The sequence below is a fragment of the Aquimarina sp. AU58 genome (assembly GCF_900312745.1).
Classification (GTDB): Bacteria; Bacteroidota; Bacteroidia; order Flavobacteriales; family Flavobacteriaceae; genus Aquimarina; species Aquimarina spinulae.
Window position 1 is genome coordinate 1312318 of record NZ_OMPD01000014.1, and the last position, 15328, is coordinate 1327645.

16 protein-coding genes are annotated in these 15328 nt (G+C 32.9%); 6 read left to right on the forward strand and 10 right to left on the reverse strand.

All coding sequences use genetic code 11. From position 1 onward, the window contains the following. Window positions 1-28 precede the first annotated feature (28 nt). The 3 genes from mdh to secDF all read left to right on the forward strand — a co-directional run bounded on the left by mdh (window position 29) and on the right by secDF (window position 5040). A complete protein-coding gene (mdh, locus tag DK441_RS17040; RefSeq protein ID WP_074408306.1) occupies window positions 29-955 on the forward strand; it encodes a malate dehydrogenase in 927 nt (308 codons plus the stop codon). Between the two features lie 246 nt (window positions 956-1201). After that, entirely contained in the window at window positions 1202-1822 is a 621-nt protein-coding gene (locus DK441_RS17045) for a hypothetical protein (RefSeq protein WP_109851766.1), read from the forward strand. 176 nt (window positions 1823-1998) lie between these two features. Next, window positions 1999-5040, forward strand: coding sequence for a protein translocase subunit SecDF (gene secDF, locus DK441_RS17050; RefSeq protein ID WP_109851767.1), 3042 nt, complete (start codon window positions 1999-2001; stop codon window positions 5038-5040). A gap of 115 nt (window positions 5041-5155) precedes the next feature. On the opposite strand, the gene DK441_RS17055 is transcribed toward secDF, so the two are convergent. The 9 genes from DK441_RS17055 to DK441_RS17090 all read right to left on the reverse strand — a co-directional run bounded on the left by DK441_RS17055 (window position 5156) and on the right by DK441_RS17090 (window position 10941). Further along, window positions 5156-5653: a DUF192 domain-containing protein gene (locus DK441_RS17055; RefSeq protein WP_109851768.1), complete on the reverse strand. Its 498-nt coding sequence runs from the start codon at window positions 5651-5653 to the stop codon at window positions 5156-5158. Window positions 5654-5756: 103 nt separating this feature from the next. Continuing rightward, window positions 5757-7112, reverse strand: coding sequence for a cell envelope integrity protein CreD (creD, locus tag DK441_RS17060; protein ID WP_109851769.1), 1356 nt, complete (start codon window positions 7110-7112; stop codon window positions 5757-5759). 30 nt (window positions 7113-7142) lie between these two features. Further along, a complete protein-coding gene (locus DK441_RS17065) occupies window positions 7143-7790 on the reverse strand; it encodes a DUF1361 domain-containing protein (RefSeq protein WP_109851770.1) in 648 nt (215 codons plus the stop codon). Window positions 7791-7802: 12 nt separating this feature from the next. Then, a complete protein-coding gene (locus DK441_RS17070) occupies window positions 7803-8087 on the reverse strand; it encodes a hypothetical protein (RefSeq protein WP_074408301.1) in 285 nt (94 codons plus the stop codon). 10 nt (window positions 8088-8097) lie between these two features. Beyond that, window positions 8098-8409, reverse strand: coding sequence for a hypothetical protein (locus DK441_RS26675; protein ID WP_160112144.1), 312 nt, complete (start codon window positions 8407-8409; stop codon window positions 8098-8100). Continuing rightward, the gene (locus DK441_RS17075) at window positions 8406-8867 is read right to left on the reverse strand and encodes a Coq4 family protein (protein ID WP_109851771.1); all 462 of its coding nucleotides are present in this window, start codon (window positions 8865-8867) and stop codon (window positions 8406-8408) included. The genes DK441_RS26675 and DK441_RS17075 overlap by 4 nt, the downstream gene beginning before the upstream one ends. Window positions 8868-8922: 55 nt before the next feature. Beyond that, the gene (locus DK441_RS17080; protein ID WP_025666597.1) at window positions 8923-9216 is read right to left on the reverse strand and encodes a transcriptional regulator; all 294 of its coding nucleotides are present in this window, start codon (window positions 9214-9216) and stop codon (window positions 8923-8925) included. Window positions 9217-9327: 111 nt separating this feature from the next. Further along, window positions 9328-9951 carry a hypothetical protein gene (locus tag DK441_RS17085; RefSeq protein WP_109851772.1) on the reverse strand — a complete coding sequence of 208 codons (624 nt, stop codon included), beginning with the start codon at window positions 9949-9951 and terminating at the stop codon, window positions 9328-9330. Window positions 9952-10287: 336 nt separating this feature from the next. Next, window positions 10288-10941, reverse strand: coding sequence for a hypothetical protein (locus DK441_RS17090; RefSeq protein WP_109851773.1), 654 nt, complete (start codon window positions 10939-10941; stop codon window positions 10288-10290). Between the two features lie 506 nt (window positions 10942-11447). Between DK441_RS17090 and DK441_RS17095 the strand changes: the two genes are divergently transcribed. Beyond that, the gene (locus tag DK441_RS17095; RefSeq protein WP_109851774.1) at window positions 11448-11810 is read left to right on the forward strand and encodes a DUF1801 domain-containing protein; all 363 of its coding nucleotides are present in this window, start codon (window positions 11448-11450) and stop codon (window positions 11808-11810) included. On the opposite strand, the gene kdsA is transcribed toward DK441_RS17095, so the two are convergent. Beyond that, on the reverse strand, window positions 11797-12615 hold the full coding sequence (gene kdsA, locus DK441_RS17100; RefSeq protein WP_109851775.1) for a 3-deoxy-8-phosphooctulonate synthase: 819 nt from the start codon (window positions 12613-12615) through the stop codon (window positions 11797-11799). The genes DK441_RS17095 and kdsA overlap by 14 nt on opposite strands. Before the next feature lie 117 nt (window positions 12616-12732). Between kdsA and DK441_RS17105 the strand changes: the two genes are divergently transcribed. Then, window positions 12733-13284 (forward strand): hypothetical protein, encoded by a 552-nt coding sequence (locus DK441_RS17105; RefSeq protein WP_109851776.1) that lies wholly within the window; start codon window positions 12733-12735, stop codon window positions 13282-13284. A 133-nt stretch (window positions 13285-13417) separates the two neighbouring features. Next, entirely contained in the window at window positions 13418-15217 is a 1800-nt protein-coding gene (gene typA / locus DK441_RS17110; protein ID WP_109851777.1) for a translational GTPase TypA, read from the forward strand. Window positions 15218-15328: the final 111 nt, after the last annotated feature.

Consider the following 15328-nt stretch of genomic DNA (forward strand, 5'->3'; position numbering starts at 1 on the left):
AGTTTAATTACATTCAAAAAAATATACCATGAAAGTTACAGTAGTAGGAGCTGGTGCAGTAGGTGCTAGTTGCGCTGAATATATAGCAATAAAGAATTTTGCTTCAGAAGTAGTAGTGTTAGATATTAAAGAAGGATATGCAGAAGGAAAAGCAATGGATCTCATGCAAACCGCTTCTTTAAACGGGTTTGATACCAAAATCACTGGTACTACAGGAGATTATTCTAAAACTGCAGGAAGTGATATTGCTGTAATTACTTCAGGAATTCCTCGTAAACCAGGAATGACAAGAGAAGAATTAATTGGTATTAATGCAGGGATTGTTAAAACAGTATCTTCAAGTTTGATAGAACACTCTCCTAATGCTATTATTATTGTGGTTAGTAATCCTATGGATACAATGACCTATTTGGTACATAAAACAACCAATCTTCCTAAAAATAGAATTATAGGTATGGGTGGTGCTTTAGATAGTGCTCGTTTTAAGTACAGATTAGCAGAAGCATTAGGTGCTCCTATTTCTGATGTTGACGGAATGGTAATTGGTGGTCATAGCGATAAAGGTATGGTGCCATTAACAAGATTGGCTACAAGAAATAGTGTGCCTGTTTCAGAATTTATTTCAGAAGAAAGAATAGAGCAGGTAGCTGCAGATACTAAAGTTGGTGGAGCTACATTAACCAAATTATTAGGTACATCGGCATGGTATGCTCCGGGAGCAGCAGTATCTGGTTTAGTACAAGCAATCGCTTGTGATCAAAAGAAAATTTTCCCTTGTTCTACCTTATTAGAAGGAGAATATGGATTAAATGATCTTTGTATCGGTGCGCCAGTTGTATTAGGTAGAAATGGAATCGAAAAGATTGTTGAAATAGAACTTAACGATGCAGAAAAAGCTAAACTTGCAGAAAGTGCTGAAGGTGTTAAGAAAACAAATGGATTATTAGAGTTATAATATATCCTTATAAATAAGTTTAATAAGAGCTGCTTTATGCAGCTCTTATTGTTTTTACGGTAGTGTAGAAATATGATTTTCTCTAATTAATGAAGCCTTTACAGTACAACAAGCCTCGATTTTGATGTTTTTTGAATAGTGATAAATACCAAAATTGAAACTTATACGTTTTGATGTTCGAAGATTGCAATAGATATTTATTTGAAGACTTTAGAAATGCAGTTTTAATTTTTTTATATTTGCCGCATGAAGAAAAAATGGTACTTCGGGATTTTAATTTCTGCTTTAGCAACGCTTGTTGTTATTCAGCAGCAAACCGTAGTACCTAATCAGGAAATTGTATTAGAGTTTGTTAATAATGAGATTACTTCTGTTGAAGCTCAAAATGCGATAACACTTGTAAAAAAACAACTACAATCTATAGGAGTTCAGCATACAAGGATATCAAAGGGGCTAAAAAATGGCAAACTCAAAATTGCTTACTATAGCGATGCAGATGTAGAGTACATAAAAAGAATACTTTCTGAAGCACATGATGTAGCCCTGGATCATGTTTTTTACGACCAAAATGAAGATGACAACCAGTTTCCATTAAATAAAAATTCTAAAGACTATAATCTCGATGTTTATGAAATCCAAAAAAGTACAGATTTTGATGCTGACTTTAATGGTAAGTATGTTTTAGAAGTAAAACATGAACGCGATGGCTATTCTGGTTCTAACTCGTATAGTTTTGTTAAAGGAATAGATACCGATTATATAGATAGGCTTATAAAGATAGCCCAAAAAGTAAATACAAATATTGCAATTGCAATAGATAATACTTCACATAACATTCCAGAAGTAAGAGCTGGACCAATCTCTTGATTGGAATTTACAGCTTTTAAGAAATTCCTAAAAACTACCATATTTTAAAATAGAGCTTTTGTCAATAGTTTGATAAAGCTTAATTACACAGTATTAAATAATTAAAAATAATTGTCAAACCTTGAGTACATTATATAATTACTCGTTTTAAAAGGTTTGACCAAAATAAATAAATAATGCAAAATAAAGGACTTGTTAGGGTATTTGCTATCTTATTTGGCTTGGTATGTGTTTACCAATTGTCATATACATACATGGCATATACAAAAGAGGCAGAAGCTGAAGTTTATGCACAGCAAAAGTATCCCGAAAGCGTAAAAGATTATTCAAAATTAAGGGAGACAGCAGAGCGTAATTATTTAGATTCTATAGGTAAAGAAGAAATTTTTGCCGGGATTACATATAATGATGCAAAGGATAAAGAACTTAATAAAGGGCTTGACCTTAAAGGAGGGATTAATGTTATTCTGCAAATCTCTGTAAAAGATATTTTAAGTGGGCTAGCTAATAAATCTAAAGACCCATCGTTTAATCAAGCTTTGCTTGCTACCGATGAGGTGCAGAAAAATAGTCAGAATAATTATATCGATGATTTCTTTACCGAATTTGAAAAAATTCCGGATGCAAAATTAGCATCACCAGATATTTTTGCAAACAAAAACCTAAGTGATGATATCACTTATGATATGACCAATGAGCAGGTTAAGCCTATTCTGAAACGTAAGATTGACGAGTCTGTAATATCTGCATTCGAAGTATTACGTAAGCGTATTGATAAGTTTGGAGTTACACAACCTAATATCCAGCGTTTAGGAGAATCTGGTCGTATTTTGGTAGAACTTCCTGGTGCAAAAGATATAGAGAGAGTAAAAAGCTTGGTAACAAGTACAGCTCAATTAGAATTTTGGGACGTATATAAGATGGAAGAAGTTTTTAATCATCTTATTGCTGCTAATAATTTGATTAAAGAAGAGCTTGAAGGTGTAGATGAAATAAAAGAAAAAGTTGCAGAAACTAGTGAAACGGTAGTAGATTCTACTCAGGTAGATACGGCAAAAGTTGATTCTACAACAACTGATGCTGACGCAGCTATCGAAAACTTATTAGAAGATGCAGAAGATTCTACAGATATTGAAGCACAGGTAAATCCATTGTTTGACCTAATTGTAGGACAAGGAAGACAAGGGGGACCAGTAGTGGCTACTGTAGAGAAGAAGAATGCAGATCAGTTTATGGCATATCTTAATGATCCTAAAGTAAAAGCTTTATTGCCGGTAGAGCAACGTTTTATGAAATTTGCATGGGGAAAACCAGAAAAAGATTCTGAGTTTTTAGATTTATATGCTATAAAAGGAAATAGAGATAATGAGCCCGAACTAAGTGGTGGTGTTATTACAGATGCAAGACAAGAATATAGCCAATTAGGTAAAGTAACAGTTACCATGCAAATGGATGGTAAAGGAGCTAAAAAATGGGAAGAAATGACTGGTCGTGCTTTTAATCAAAGCAGTCAGATAGCAGTTGTATTAGATGATATAGTATATTCTGCTCCAGGAGTTACAACAGGAGCGATTAGTGGAGGAAGAAGTGAAATCACTGGAGACTTTTCTATAGAAGAAGGTCAGGATTTGGCAAATGTATTAAGAGCAGGTAAATTACCAGCCTCTGCAGATATTATACAGAGTGAAGTAGTAGGACCATCATTAGGTCAAGAAGCTATTGATAGTGGTGTCATGTCTTTTGCAATAGCATTAGTATTGATTCTGATCTGGATGGTGTTTTACTATGGTAAAGCTGGACTTTTTGCAGATGTGGCCTTGGTGGTTAATATTTTATTTATTTTTGGAGTATTAGCAGGATTAAAAGCGGTATTAACGCTTCCTGGTATTGCGGGTATCGTATTAACGATTGGTATGTCGGTTGATGCAAACGTATTAATATTTGAACGAATTAGAGAAGAGCTAGCAAAAGGTAAATCTCAGGTAGATGCTATTAAAGATGGATTTAGTAATGCATTATCATCGATACTTGATGCAAATATAACTACAGGTCTAACAGGTCTTATTTTATTAGTTATTGGTACAGGACCAATTAAAGGATTTGCGACTACCTTATTAATAGGTATTTTAACCTCATTGTTTACAGCGATTTTTGTTACCAGATTATTTATAGATGGTTATGGTAAAAATGGTAAAGAGCTGGCTTTTTCTACAGGAGCAACCAAAAACTTATTTAAGAACGTTAATGTTAATTTCTTAAAGAAACGTAAAATTGCGTATGTCATTTCTGGTATTATTGTCGTAGCAGGTATTGGTTCTTTATTTACTAATGGACTGGATCAAGGTGTAGATTTTGTAGGAGGAAGAACGTATACTGTTCGTTTTGCAAAAGATGTTGTTCCTGCTGTAGTAGAGAAAGATCTTGTTGCTGCTTTTGAAAGTGCACAAGCAAAAACTTACGGAACAAATAATCAACTAAAAATTACGACAAAGTATAAAGTTGATGAAACAGGTGAAGAAGTAGATGCAGAAATTTCAAACAAATTATTTACAGCTTTAAAGCCTTATTTAACAGATGGATTGACTTATGATCAATTTGCTAATGGCGGAGATGATAAGCAAGTAGGTATTATGCATTCTATGAAAGTAGGACCAACAATTGCTGATGATATTAAGCAAGCAGCATTTTGGTCTGTACTTGCGTCTCTTATAGTTGTATTCCTATATATCTTACTGCGATTTAGAAGATGGCAGTTTAGTTTAGGTGCGGTTGCGGCGGTATTCCATGATGTATTAATAGTACTAGGGATATTCTCACTAACCTATAAATTTATGCCATTTAATATGGAAATTGACCAGGCGTTCATTGCAGCTATACTTACTGTAATTGGATACTCGTTAAATGATACCGTGGTTGTATTTGATAGAATTAGGGAATTCTTCAACGAGCATACTGGAAGACCGTTGGATAAAAATGTTAATGGAGCTTTAAATAGTACGTTAAGTCGTACTTTAAATACATCTTTAACTACATTATTAGTACTTATAGCGATCTTTATATTCGCTGTGCCATTAAGAGGTTTTATGTTCTCGTTAATTATTGGTGTAATTATAGGTACCTATTCGTCACTATTTATTGCAACTCCGGTAATGTATGATACCGTACGTAAAGTTGGTTTAAAGACTAAAGAAAAAGTAACCGAAGAGAAGAAAAAATAATCTTTTTCTAAGTTATAATTACAAAAAATCCTTTCTAAGCAATTAGAAAGGATTTTTGTTTATGTATATTTTCAAACCTCACAGGTTTTCTAAACCTGTGAGGTTTGATTGTTTTTTACATCTTGGTGAAAGAAATAGAATCACCAGCTTTAAGATTCCAGGTATCAGTAAGTTTAGCATTAACTTCTAGCACATATTGTGCTGGTCCTTCAGATGGTAATGAAGATTCATTAAGAGGCTGTGCGTTTTTTTGGATACTTACTACTTTATTTTTTGCATCTATAAATATGATATCTAAAGGGAACTTTGTATTTTTCATATAAAACGAATGTGGAGCTTCTTCAGAAAAAATAAATAACATGCCCCGATCCTTCTGCATAGATTTGCGATACATTAAGCCTGTTTCTCTTTCGTAATCAGAGTCGGCAATTTCGATATCTAGTTTGGTTATTGGATTTGGGATTGAATCCTTTAGATCAAATAAAGAAAGTTCACCTTCTTTGGTAAATGTGATCTCTTTAGTCAGATTCTTCTCATTTTTAGAATCTGTTTTGCACGAAAACATACTTAATGTAGTACATGCTATGATAGAGATATAAATGGTTTTTTTCATCTGTTTTTTTATAAGAACTAAAAGTAGATAAAAAAGCCGCACTTCAAAAATATGAAGCACGACTTTTATCAACTAACTAACCAGCTAATTTTATATGCCTTATTTAATCGTTTTTCCAATCAATTTTACGGGATATCATCATTATAGTTCCCAGAATTAGGAATAACCCTATGCTTCCTACTAATAATGCATAGTTTTCTAATTGGATGATTACAAATATGAATGCATATAAAGCTGCTAAAGAAGCGGCTATGAATCCCATAAATTTGTAGCTTTTAAGTATTGCTTTAGAATACATAGAAATTAGTAAAACTACTGCACTACCCGCTATAGCATATGCTTGTAAAAAACTTGAATGTTCTGATATAGAAATCAATAATGTATAAAACATGGTTAATGCTAATCCAATCATTAAATATTGAAAAGGATGAATATGGATTTTACTTATTGCCTGGATTAAGAAGAATACCAGAAAAGTAAGTGCAATCACCAGATATCCATATTTGGCAGCACGTTCACTTTTTTGATACTCATCTACCGGGATCAGTAATTTTACACCAAAAGCAGAAGCGTTAATATGTGGCAGTTCTCCAAAAAATTCCTGCTCAAACTCTCTGTTGATTTGTAATACTTTCCAATTGGCTTTAAAACCTTGATCAGAGATTTGTTTGGTTTTGGTATCAGGTAGATAATTACCATTAAAACTTGGTGAGGCCCAATTTGATGTCATAGATACATTGGTTTCACGACCTACAGGTATAAATCGTAATTGTTCACTTCCATTAATCAAGAGATCCAGGCTAAAATCAACTGTACTTTCTTTGGGTAAAGAATTATCTTTTAGAAATTTGGTTTCCAGAGTGTTTGTATATGAGTTTTGTGCATATCGAGAACGTAAAGGATATTGATCTGTTCCTAGTTTTAGTTCCAGGTTACTTCGTATACCCTTTAGGTTTGTTGAGTTCACTTGCACAGTAGCTTTGTTCCATAAGATATCTGCTTCTGCGATATCCTGTGTTTCGAAGTTTGGAGTAGTAAAAGAGCCTGTTATTTTCATATCAGCAGTATATACTACAGACTCATAGATACTTCTTCCCAGAGTTTCAGACTCGATATTGGCTTTTATATCTAATGTGTTAGGAAAGAAAAAAGCATATTTTATAGTAATAATATCTTCTTCGTTATAGGATTTTGTTTTATCATCCCAGGTTTTTTTTAAAGTATGTACCTGATATGGGATTTTAAGAATCGGACCATATAATAGTACTTCATTTCCCCATTTTTGATTAATCTCCTTAACGACTTCTTCTTGTCTATAAGAGCGTTCTCGTATTAAATCTTTAATGTAAGACAAAGGGATTAATAATACTAAAATTAGTATTCCGACCATTAGCATTCGAACGGTAATTGAAGTCTTTAACCATTGACCAAAGGACTTTTTTTGTTTTTGGGTTTCCATAGATATAATATTTATAGTGATTGTATTTTTTTAATTGTTTTTTTCTTGATAATGTTGGATCATTCGATATGTGATGATTAGAAAACCACCAAAACCTATCGTAAATGCCCAGGTGTTAATATGTTGAGCGGGAAATAGAACTCTTTTTAGGATGTCTGATAAAATCCCTGATGGATTTTGAAGTATATCCCAGCTGTTCCATCTCAATACTCTTCCCAGATATATCCCAAAACCACACAATAATAGAATGCAGTATGAGAAGAGATTTGTGATTTTTTTTGAGAATTTTTCAAGAAGTAGTGTTTGCATCATCCATAAAGAAGCAAAACCAATAATTAAACCATTAATGGCAAAGGATAGAATAAGTAAAACATCAAACCAAACAGACTGTAGGTTACTTAATCTGATATGCTGTAAATCGGTTAAGATATATGGAGAGTTGGGTAAAAATAAGAGCCATATCACAAAACCTAACCAGAAAATGATTTGATTTGTTTTGCGTATGCTTAGTAATATTGTAATACCGTAAGGGATACATGCCAAAAAGAGATTCCAGACCAGGAATAGATAAAAAGAAGATTCTGTTTTTAAAATTCTGATTGCTAGTAATAATAAACTAAACGTAACTGAAAACGTAAATAGTTTTATGAAAGGTATTTGTTTTTCTATAATATTCATAATAATTAATATTTATACGATTTGGATATAGATAAGTGTAATAGGGATGTTAAGTAAAAAGAGTAGTATTGTGATTAGATTCTCTTTGGTGTCTTTTGAAAAGAAAAGCGCATTAATAATTAGAAATGCCAGAAAAATTGCATTAACAAGGAAAGCAATTCTGACATAATTAATTCCTATATGCAATAGTGTACTCCATTTAAAACATATGTAAAGTAATAATAGGGAGGTTCCGATAAGAAAACTAACTAGGGCTAAAGTAATCGCAATTTTATTAATAGGGTGCGCTATTTTCATAATGATGAGATTAAAAATATTTTAGAAATGGGTTGTTCATTACGATAATGATATACCCAATAGTAATTGGGATATTGAGAACGACCAGTATGATCGTTGTTAAATTCTCTTTGTAGTACTGGTAGTTGATGATGGCATTGGTTATGATCCCTACAAAGACGATTACATTAAGAACTGATGCTATGATCACATAAAAAAGACCTATGTCTAATACGATATTGGATTGAGAAATTAAAAAGAACAGTAATAGTAAAGTTCCCAAAAGAAAGCTTATGGTTGCTATGATAAGCGCATTTTTGTTAATTGGTTGTATGATTTTCATAATGATGAGATTAAAAATGTGGTTTTCAAGGTTTGTACAGATTGATGTAAAAGCTTTTTGTAATCCAGTTGGTAAAAAGGATAAGCAGTTTTGCCTTTTCGATATGCTTTTTTAAAAAGTTTGATCTTGTCTGGATAGAATAGGGTGCCTAGTACTATAACAGAGATTAGATATATTGTGCGTTTACCATTTCCTAAAAGATAATACTGCATAGCCACCTCTTCAGAAACAGAGATACCAATATTGGTTAATACATGAAAAACGTCATGGTTTTCTAATTTGGGTTGTGGGCTAAAATCATGTTGTAGCAAAAAGCAACCTAAATGAAACCCAAGACTTCCTTTGGGATATGTAATAAGTGTTTTTACCGAAATATCCCAGGATGGTTGTTTTTTAAACCATTTTTGATACGGCTTTTTACTTAACTCATAAATTGTTTCTAATATAAATGCTCTCATTTTTTTATTTTAAAAGTACTTTGTTTTTCAAAGTAAAATGATAAAAAAAATATAACTACTGTTTTAGTAATTTTTCAATAGCTTCTACGTGTTTTTTAAAAGCTTCTCGGCCTTTTTTGGTAACACTGTACCTTGTATTAGGTTTTCTGCCTATAAATGATTTTTCTACTATAATATATTCTTCTTTTTCCAAAGCTTTAGTATGACTGGCTAAGTTACCATCGGTAGCTCCCAGAAGCTCTTTTAGTGTTTTGAAATCTGCATATTCGTTAACAATCAATATCGACATAATTCCTAATCGAATTCGATGATCAAAAGCTTTGTTTATATTGTTAATTATATTTTTCATTCTTTATTCCCGTGAGGGAAGAAACTTTTCAAATTTTATATTTAGTTTAACCCGATTGAATTACATTTATATATAAATCAAAAACTAATTTATATGATAAGGATTGCTACTTTATGGTTTAGATTTTGAATTTGAAGTCTCATTAAAATATATCAGGCTTCCGTATATAATATGCATTATACCAAATCCCAGCACCCAAAACCAGAAACCATATCCAGGATAAATTGCGCAGATCAAACCTAATACAATTTCTATATATCCCAAATATTTTACATTACCAATTGTATATTTTGATGCATTTACCAGGGCAAGACCATAAAAAATAAGCATTAATGAACCGGTAAGACCATAATGATCGCTGGATATTTTTATAATGATATAAATACCACCAGTAACTAATGGAATCAAAAAAGCGGTAAGTAATCGTTTGGAAGCACTATTCCATAAGGTTTCGTTATTTTTTTTTGCTTTTGTAATACTTAATATGATAGCCGTAATAATGCTTAGAAAAGCAACTGCAACCAAATCTAATAGGATATAATTAAATATTTTACCATCTAGAATAAGGTAGTTTCTTCCGCTAATACTAACCAGATAATACGCAACAGCAGCGCCAATTAGCGCATAGATGCCAGCCATTATTCCTGATAAACCACTAAGTGAGAAAAAACGAGATGATTTGTTCATCATATCTTTGATCTCTGTAATGTCTTTTAAGTATTCTTCTGTGCTCATATTAAAAAGTACTTTGAAATACAAAGTAAAGTTAAAATATTGAATTGTGCAAATTTTAATGTGCTTTGTTGTATTCTAGAATGCTTTCGATATAATAGGTCTAGACATATGATTAATATTGGTTGGATATTTTTTTAGCATAAATGGATATAAAATCAGATTTTGTGATGGCACTTGTTACGAAAGGATTTTGACCTATTTTATAAAAAAGTCTAAACCACTTCAAAAGGAAAGAAATACAAAACCGCAAATTTCATGTGAAATTTGCGGTTCTACAGATAATGTTTACCTTAATCTAAGTCTATTAAATAGTTTGATTAAAGCATTTTTTGTTATTTATGGGCATTGGGGCCCACGGCATGGATCAGTTGGAGGTTTTTGTTTTCCTTTGATTAATTTTGTAGACCATTTACCACATCCATCATTTAGGTTGTAAATTGTATATAACAGACCTTTGGGGGAAGTAAAAAGATTTTTTTCATTTTGGGTGGCTAATGTTAGTGAGCATGTCCATTTTCCACCCGTAAATGATACAAAGAGTTTATTTTTAGGATTTGTAGAGTTTTTTGTATAGGTCTGCAGCGGAGCCCAAGTTATCGGATCACGTGTGGTTACTCCCACATCTTTACCTACTTTTGTAGCAATCATCCATACTGCAGTAGCATCACCACCACCTTGCACTATTTGAGGAGTGAGACCACGACTAACTCTTCTTGCATTTTCACGGGGTCCAGGATCATCACCTGGTCTTGGAGGTCGTGGAGGAGGACAGTCATGACTGTCTATATATGCTACGTGCTCCCACCCAGCAGGAATAGGCTGGCCAAAACATATATCTTGTGTTTCACATGCAGATGAGTTTTTTTGTAAATCCGATACAATAAGATCGTTTTCTGTTGCGTCAATTTGTTCCGTAATTTCATCTTTTTGACAGGATACTAGTACTAGTACTGCTGCCAAAAGATAAGATAGCATTTTTGTTTGTTTCATAATTAATAAGTTTTAAGATTATAAAATGGTTGTATTAAAATGTTCTAAATCTTTATTTTTTTAATAGTTAAAAGAATTGTTTTGCGATGTTTTTATTAGAATTCTTGTCGACTAGAATTGCTACGAAATCATTCCATTATCCTTATAATAAAAAAGTACGTTTTCAATTAGTGCTAGCAACTATTTTAAAAACTTTAATTAAGTATTTAATACATTTGATACACATTTTTCACATCAGTATTAAAGGCTTCAATTGCCTAATCATTTGAAGAAAAAGTGTGTAAAAAAAAGTAAAGATCATTTTGTAAATCTAAATTTTAACAGCTTACTTTTGAAATGGATCATAGGAAAAAAATGCAATTTATAAGGACAATCAATTGTTTTTTTATGGTTTTTCCGTCTGTTGCAAAATTGTCCTTATTCTTAGTACTTTTGATCTGTTGATCTTGTATTAGACCTCAATGATTTGCGATTGAAATTTATATTTTAAACCGTATTTTTGAAATATGAATCCAGCAGAAGAATACATTTTAAGACAATCAGAGCCTTTTAAATCTATATTGCTTCATCTACAGGTGGTGGTTGAAATGACACTACCAGAAGTTGAATTGTTGTTTAAATGGAGAGTTCCTTTTTATTATATGGATAAAAGTCCGATCTGTTATCTTAATGTAACTAAAGGCTATGTAGATGTAGGATTTTGGAGCGCGCAGTATTTTACCAAACACCAGGAAAAACTAGAATCTGATAAAAGAAAATATGTAAAATCTCTTCGATATCAAAACATAGAGGATATCAATGATCAGGTACTTATAGAAGTCCTTAAAGAGGCTTATGTTTTTAGAAATGAAAAATTTATAACTGATTAACCGTTTGTCTAATGGCAACCAAATTGCTCAATAGCTTTTCCAGGTGATCAAGATGTAACATGTTTGCACCATCACTTTTTGCATTTGCAGGATCGAAGTGTGTTTCCATAAATAAACCATCTACGCCAGTTACTATTCCTGCACGTGCAATAGTTTCGATCATCTCAGGTCTTCCTCCGGTTACACCACTGGATTGATTAGGTTGCTGTAACGAATGTGTTACATCGAGTACCGTAGTGCCGTACTGTTTCATTGTAGGAATCCCTCTGAAATCAACAATCATATCCTGGTAACCAAACATAGTTCCACGATCGGTGATCATTGCATTTTCATTACCGCTATCTTTTACTTTTTTTACAGCATGTTGCATAGCTTCGGGACTCATAAATTGTCCTTTTTTTAAGTTAACCGTTTTTCCTGTTCTTGCAGCAGCAACCACAAGATCGGTTTGGCGTACCAAAAAAGCCGGGATTTGTAAAATATCTACATATTCGGCTGCAAGTGCTGCATCCTCATTTTCATGAATATCAGTAACAGTTGGGATTTCAAAAGTATCTCCAACTTTACGTAGGATCTTTAATGCTTTTTCATTACCAATTCCCGTAAAACTATCAATACGACTACGGTTAGCTTTTTTAAATGACCCTTTAAAAACATAAGGAATTTTGAGCTTAGAGGTAATAGTAACCACTTTTTCTGCAATACGTAATGCCATCTCTTCTCCTTCAATAGCACAGGGTCCGGCCAGGAGAAAAAAGTTGTTTGAATCAAGGTTTTTAAGGTTTGGAATATTTTCTAATTGCATGATAGCTTATTTTATGGCGCAAAGATATGAGTTTTGTTAATGTATAAGCGATTTAACCATTAACTTTTGGTATAAAGTTTGATTCATAGATTTTTTTTATCAATTAAGCTTTTATACATGAAAAAAATATTTCTCACTATTTTGATATTGGGTGTTTTTAGTAGTAATGCTCAGACCAGTACTAATAATGCACAAGGGACACAAAATATGTTTACTGCAAATATAATAATGCCAGGACTACGATACGAAGTAGGGTTAACTTCTAAAACTTCATTAAGTGTTGGGGTGGGTACAGGATTCGCTTGGGTATATAGCGATGCCAGTGGCTCTGAATATGGGATTTTCCCTAATTTTGAAGGCGCATATCGTTATTATTATAATTTTAGAAGAAGAAAACAAAAAGGAAAGCGAATAGCTAATAACTCTGGAAATTATCTGGCTTTGTCGTCCTATCTAAGCATTGGAGATCCTTTGATTGGTGATTTAGAAACAAGGTCGGATTATAATGGGGTAGTTGGCCCTGTATGGGGAATACAGAGAACCTATGAATCAAAACTTAACTGGAATTTGGAACTAGGAGTTGGTTATGGATTTAATGATAAGGAGACTTACATATCACCAATTGCCAGTTTTTCAATAGGATGGACATTCGGAAAAGATGCTAATTAATAGACAATGAGTTGGTTATAGTGTTTTTTTTGTTTTTTTTGAATAATATTCCCCTATTTATTAATAATTAAAATTTTCGTATACAACCTGTCAAAATATCTCGTACCTTTGCACCCTTAAAAATGAGGCGTTTATGACAGCTATAAAAAATATTGCGATAATTGCTCACGTAGATCACGGTAAGACTACGTTGGTAGATAAGATTATGTACTATTGTCAATTATTTCGTGAAAACGAAAACACAGGTGATTTAATTTTGGACAATAATGACCTGGAGCGCGAAAGAGGTATTACCATTACTTCAAAAAACGTTTCGGTTACTTATAAAGGAACCAAAATTAATATCATAGATACTCCTGGTCACGCCGATTTTGGAGGAGAGGTAGAGCGCGTATTGAATATGGCAGATGGAGTACTACTTTTGGTAGATGCTTTTGAAGGGCCTATGCCACAAACTCGTTTTGTACTGCAAAAAGCAATTGACCTTGGGCTAAAACCATGTGTTGTGGTTAATAAGGTAGATAAAGAAAACTGTACACCAGACGAAGTACATGAAAAAGTATTTGATCTAATGTTCGAACTTGGTGCAGAAGAATGGCAATTAGACTTTCCTACAGTATATGGTTCTGCTAAGAATAACTGGATGAGTGATGACTGGAAGAACGAAACAGATAATATCGAACCTCTACTTGATATGGTAATTGAGCATATTCCTGCTCCGAAAATTGAAGAAGGAACTCCTCAAATGTTGATCACATCGTTAGATTTCTCATCATTTACAGGACGTATTGCTATTGGACGTTTACAAAGAGGAACTTTGACAGAAGGGATGCAGGTTTCTTTGGTAAAACGAGACGGAACAATAAAAAAATCTAAAATAAAAGAACTTCACACTTTTGAAGGCCTTGGAAGAATGAAGGTAGAAAAAGTAGAAGCTGGTGATATTTGTGCACTGGTAGGACTTGAAGGTTTTGAAATTGGAGATACTGTAGCAGATATAGAAAATCCCGAAGGATTAAAGACTATTGCTATCGACGAACCTACGATGAGTATGTTGTTTACAATTAATGATTCTCCTTTCTTTGGAAAAGACGGAAAATTTGTAACATCCAGACATATTAAAGAAAGATTAGCAAAAGAACTAGAGAAAAATTTAGCGCTTAGAGTTAATGATACAGATAGTGCAGATAAGTTTTTGGTATTCGGACGAGGTGTACTGCATTTATCAGTATTGATTGAAACCATGCGTCGTGAAGGATATGAATTACAGATAGGACAACCACAAGTAATCATTAAAGAAATAGATGGTACTAAATGTGAACCAATCGAAGAATTAACTATTGATTTACCTGAGCATGTATCAGGAAAAGCTGTAGAAATGGTAACTATGCGTAAAGGAGAAATGCTTAGTATGGAAGCCAAAGGAGATCGTATGGTATGTGAATTTATGATACCATCTAGAGGAATTATTGGTTTACGTAATCAATTATTGACAGCAACTGCAGGTGAAGCAATTATGGCGCACCGTTTTAAAGAATATCAGCCACTTAAAGGAGATATTCCTGGGCGTATTAATGGTTCATTAGTTTCTATGGAAAAAGGTTCTGCAATACCATATTCTATTGATAAGTTACAGGATAGAGGGAAATTCTTTGTAGATCCGGGAGAAGATATTTATGAAGGACAGGTGATTGGAGAAAATTCCAGAGGTGATGATATGACGGTTAATATCACCAAAACAAAGAAATTATCAAATGTACGTTCTTCTGGAGCAGATGATAAGGCTAAAATTGTACCAGCAATCAAGTTTTCATTAGAAGAAGCTTTAGAATATATCCAAAAAGATGAATACGTAGAAGTTACTCCTAACTTTTTGAGGTTACGTAAAATTTACTTAACCGAAGTTGAACGTAAACGAAATAAAATTGTTTAAACTCTTTTAAGGTATACATATAAAAATAAAAAACCCCCGAGAACCTCTTGGGGGTTTTTTATTACAGTAAGTCAAAACTATAACTGGTATTAAAAATAAAATCCCGAGTTA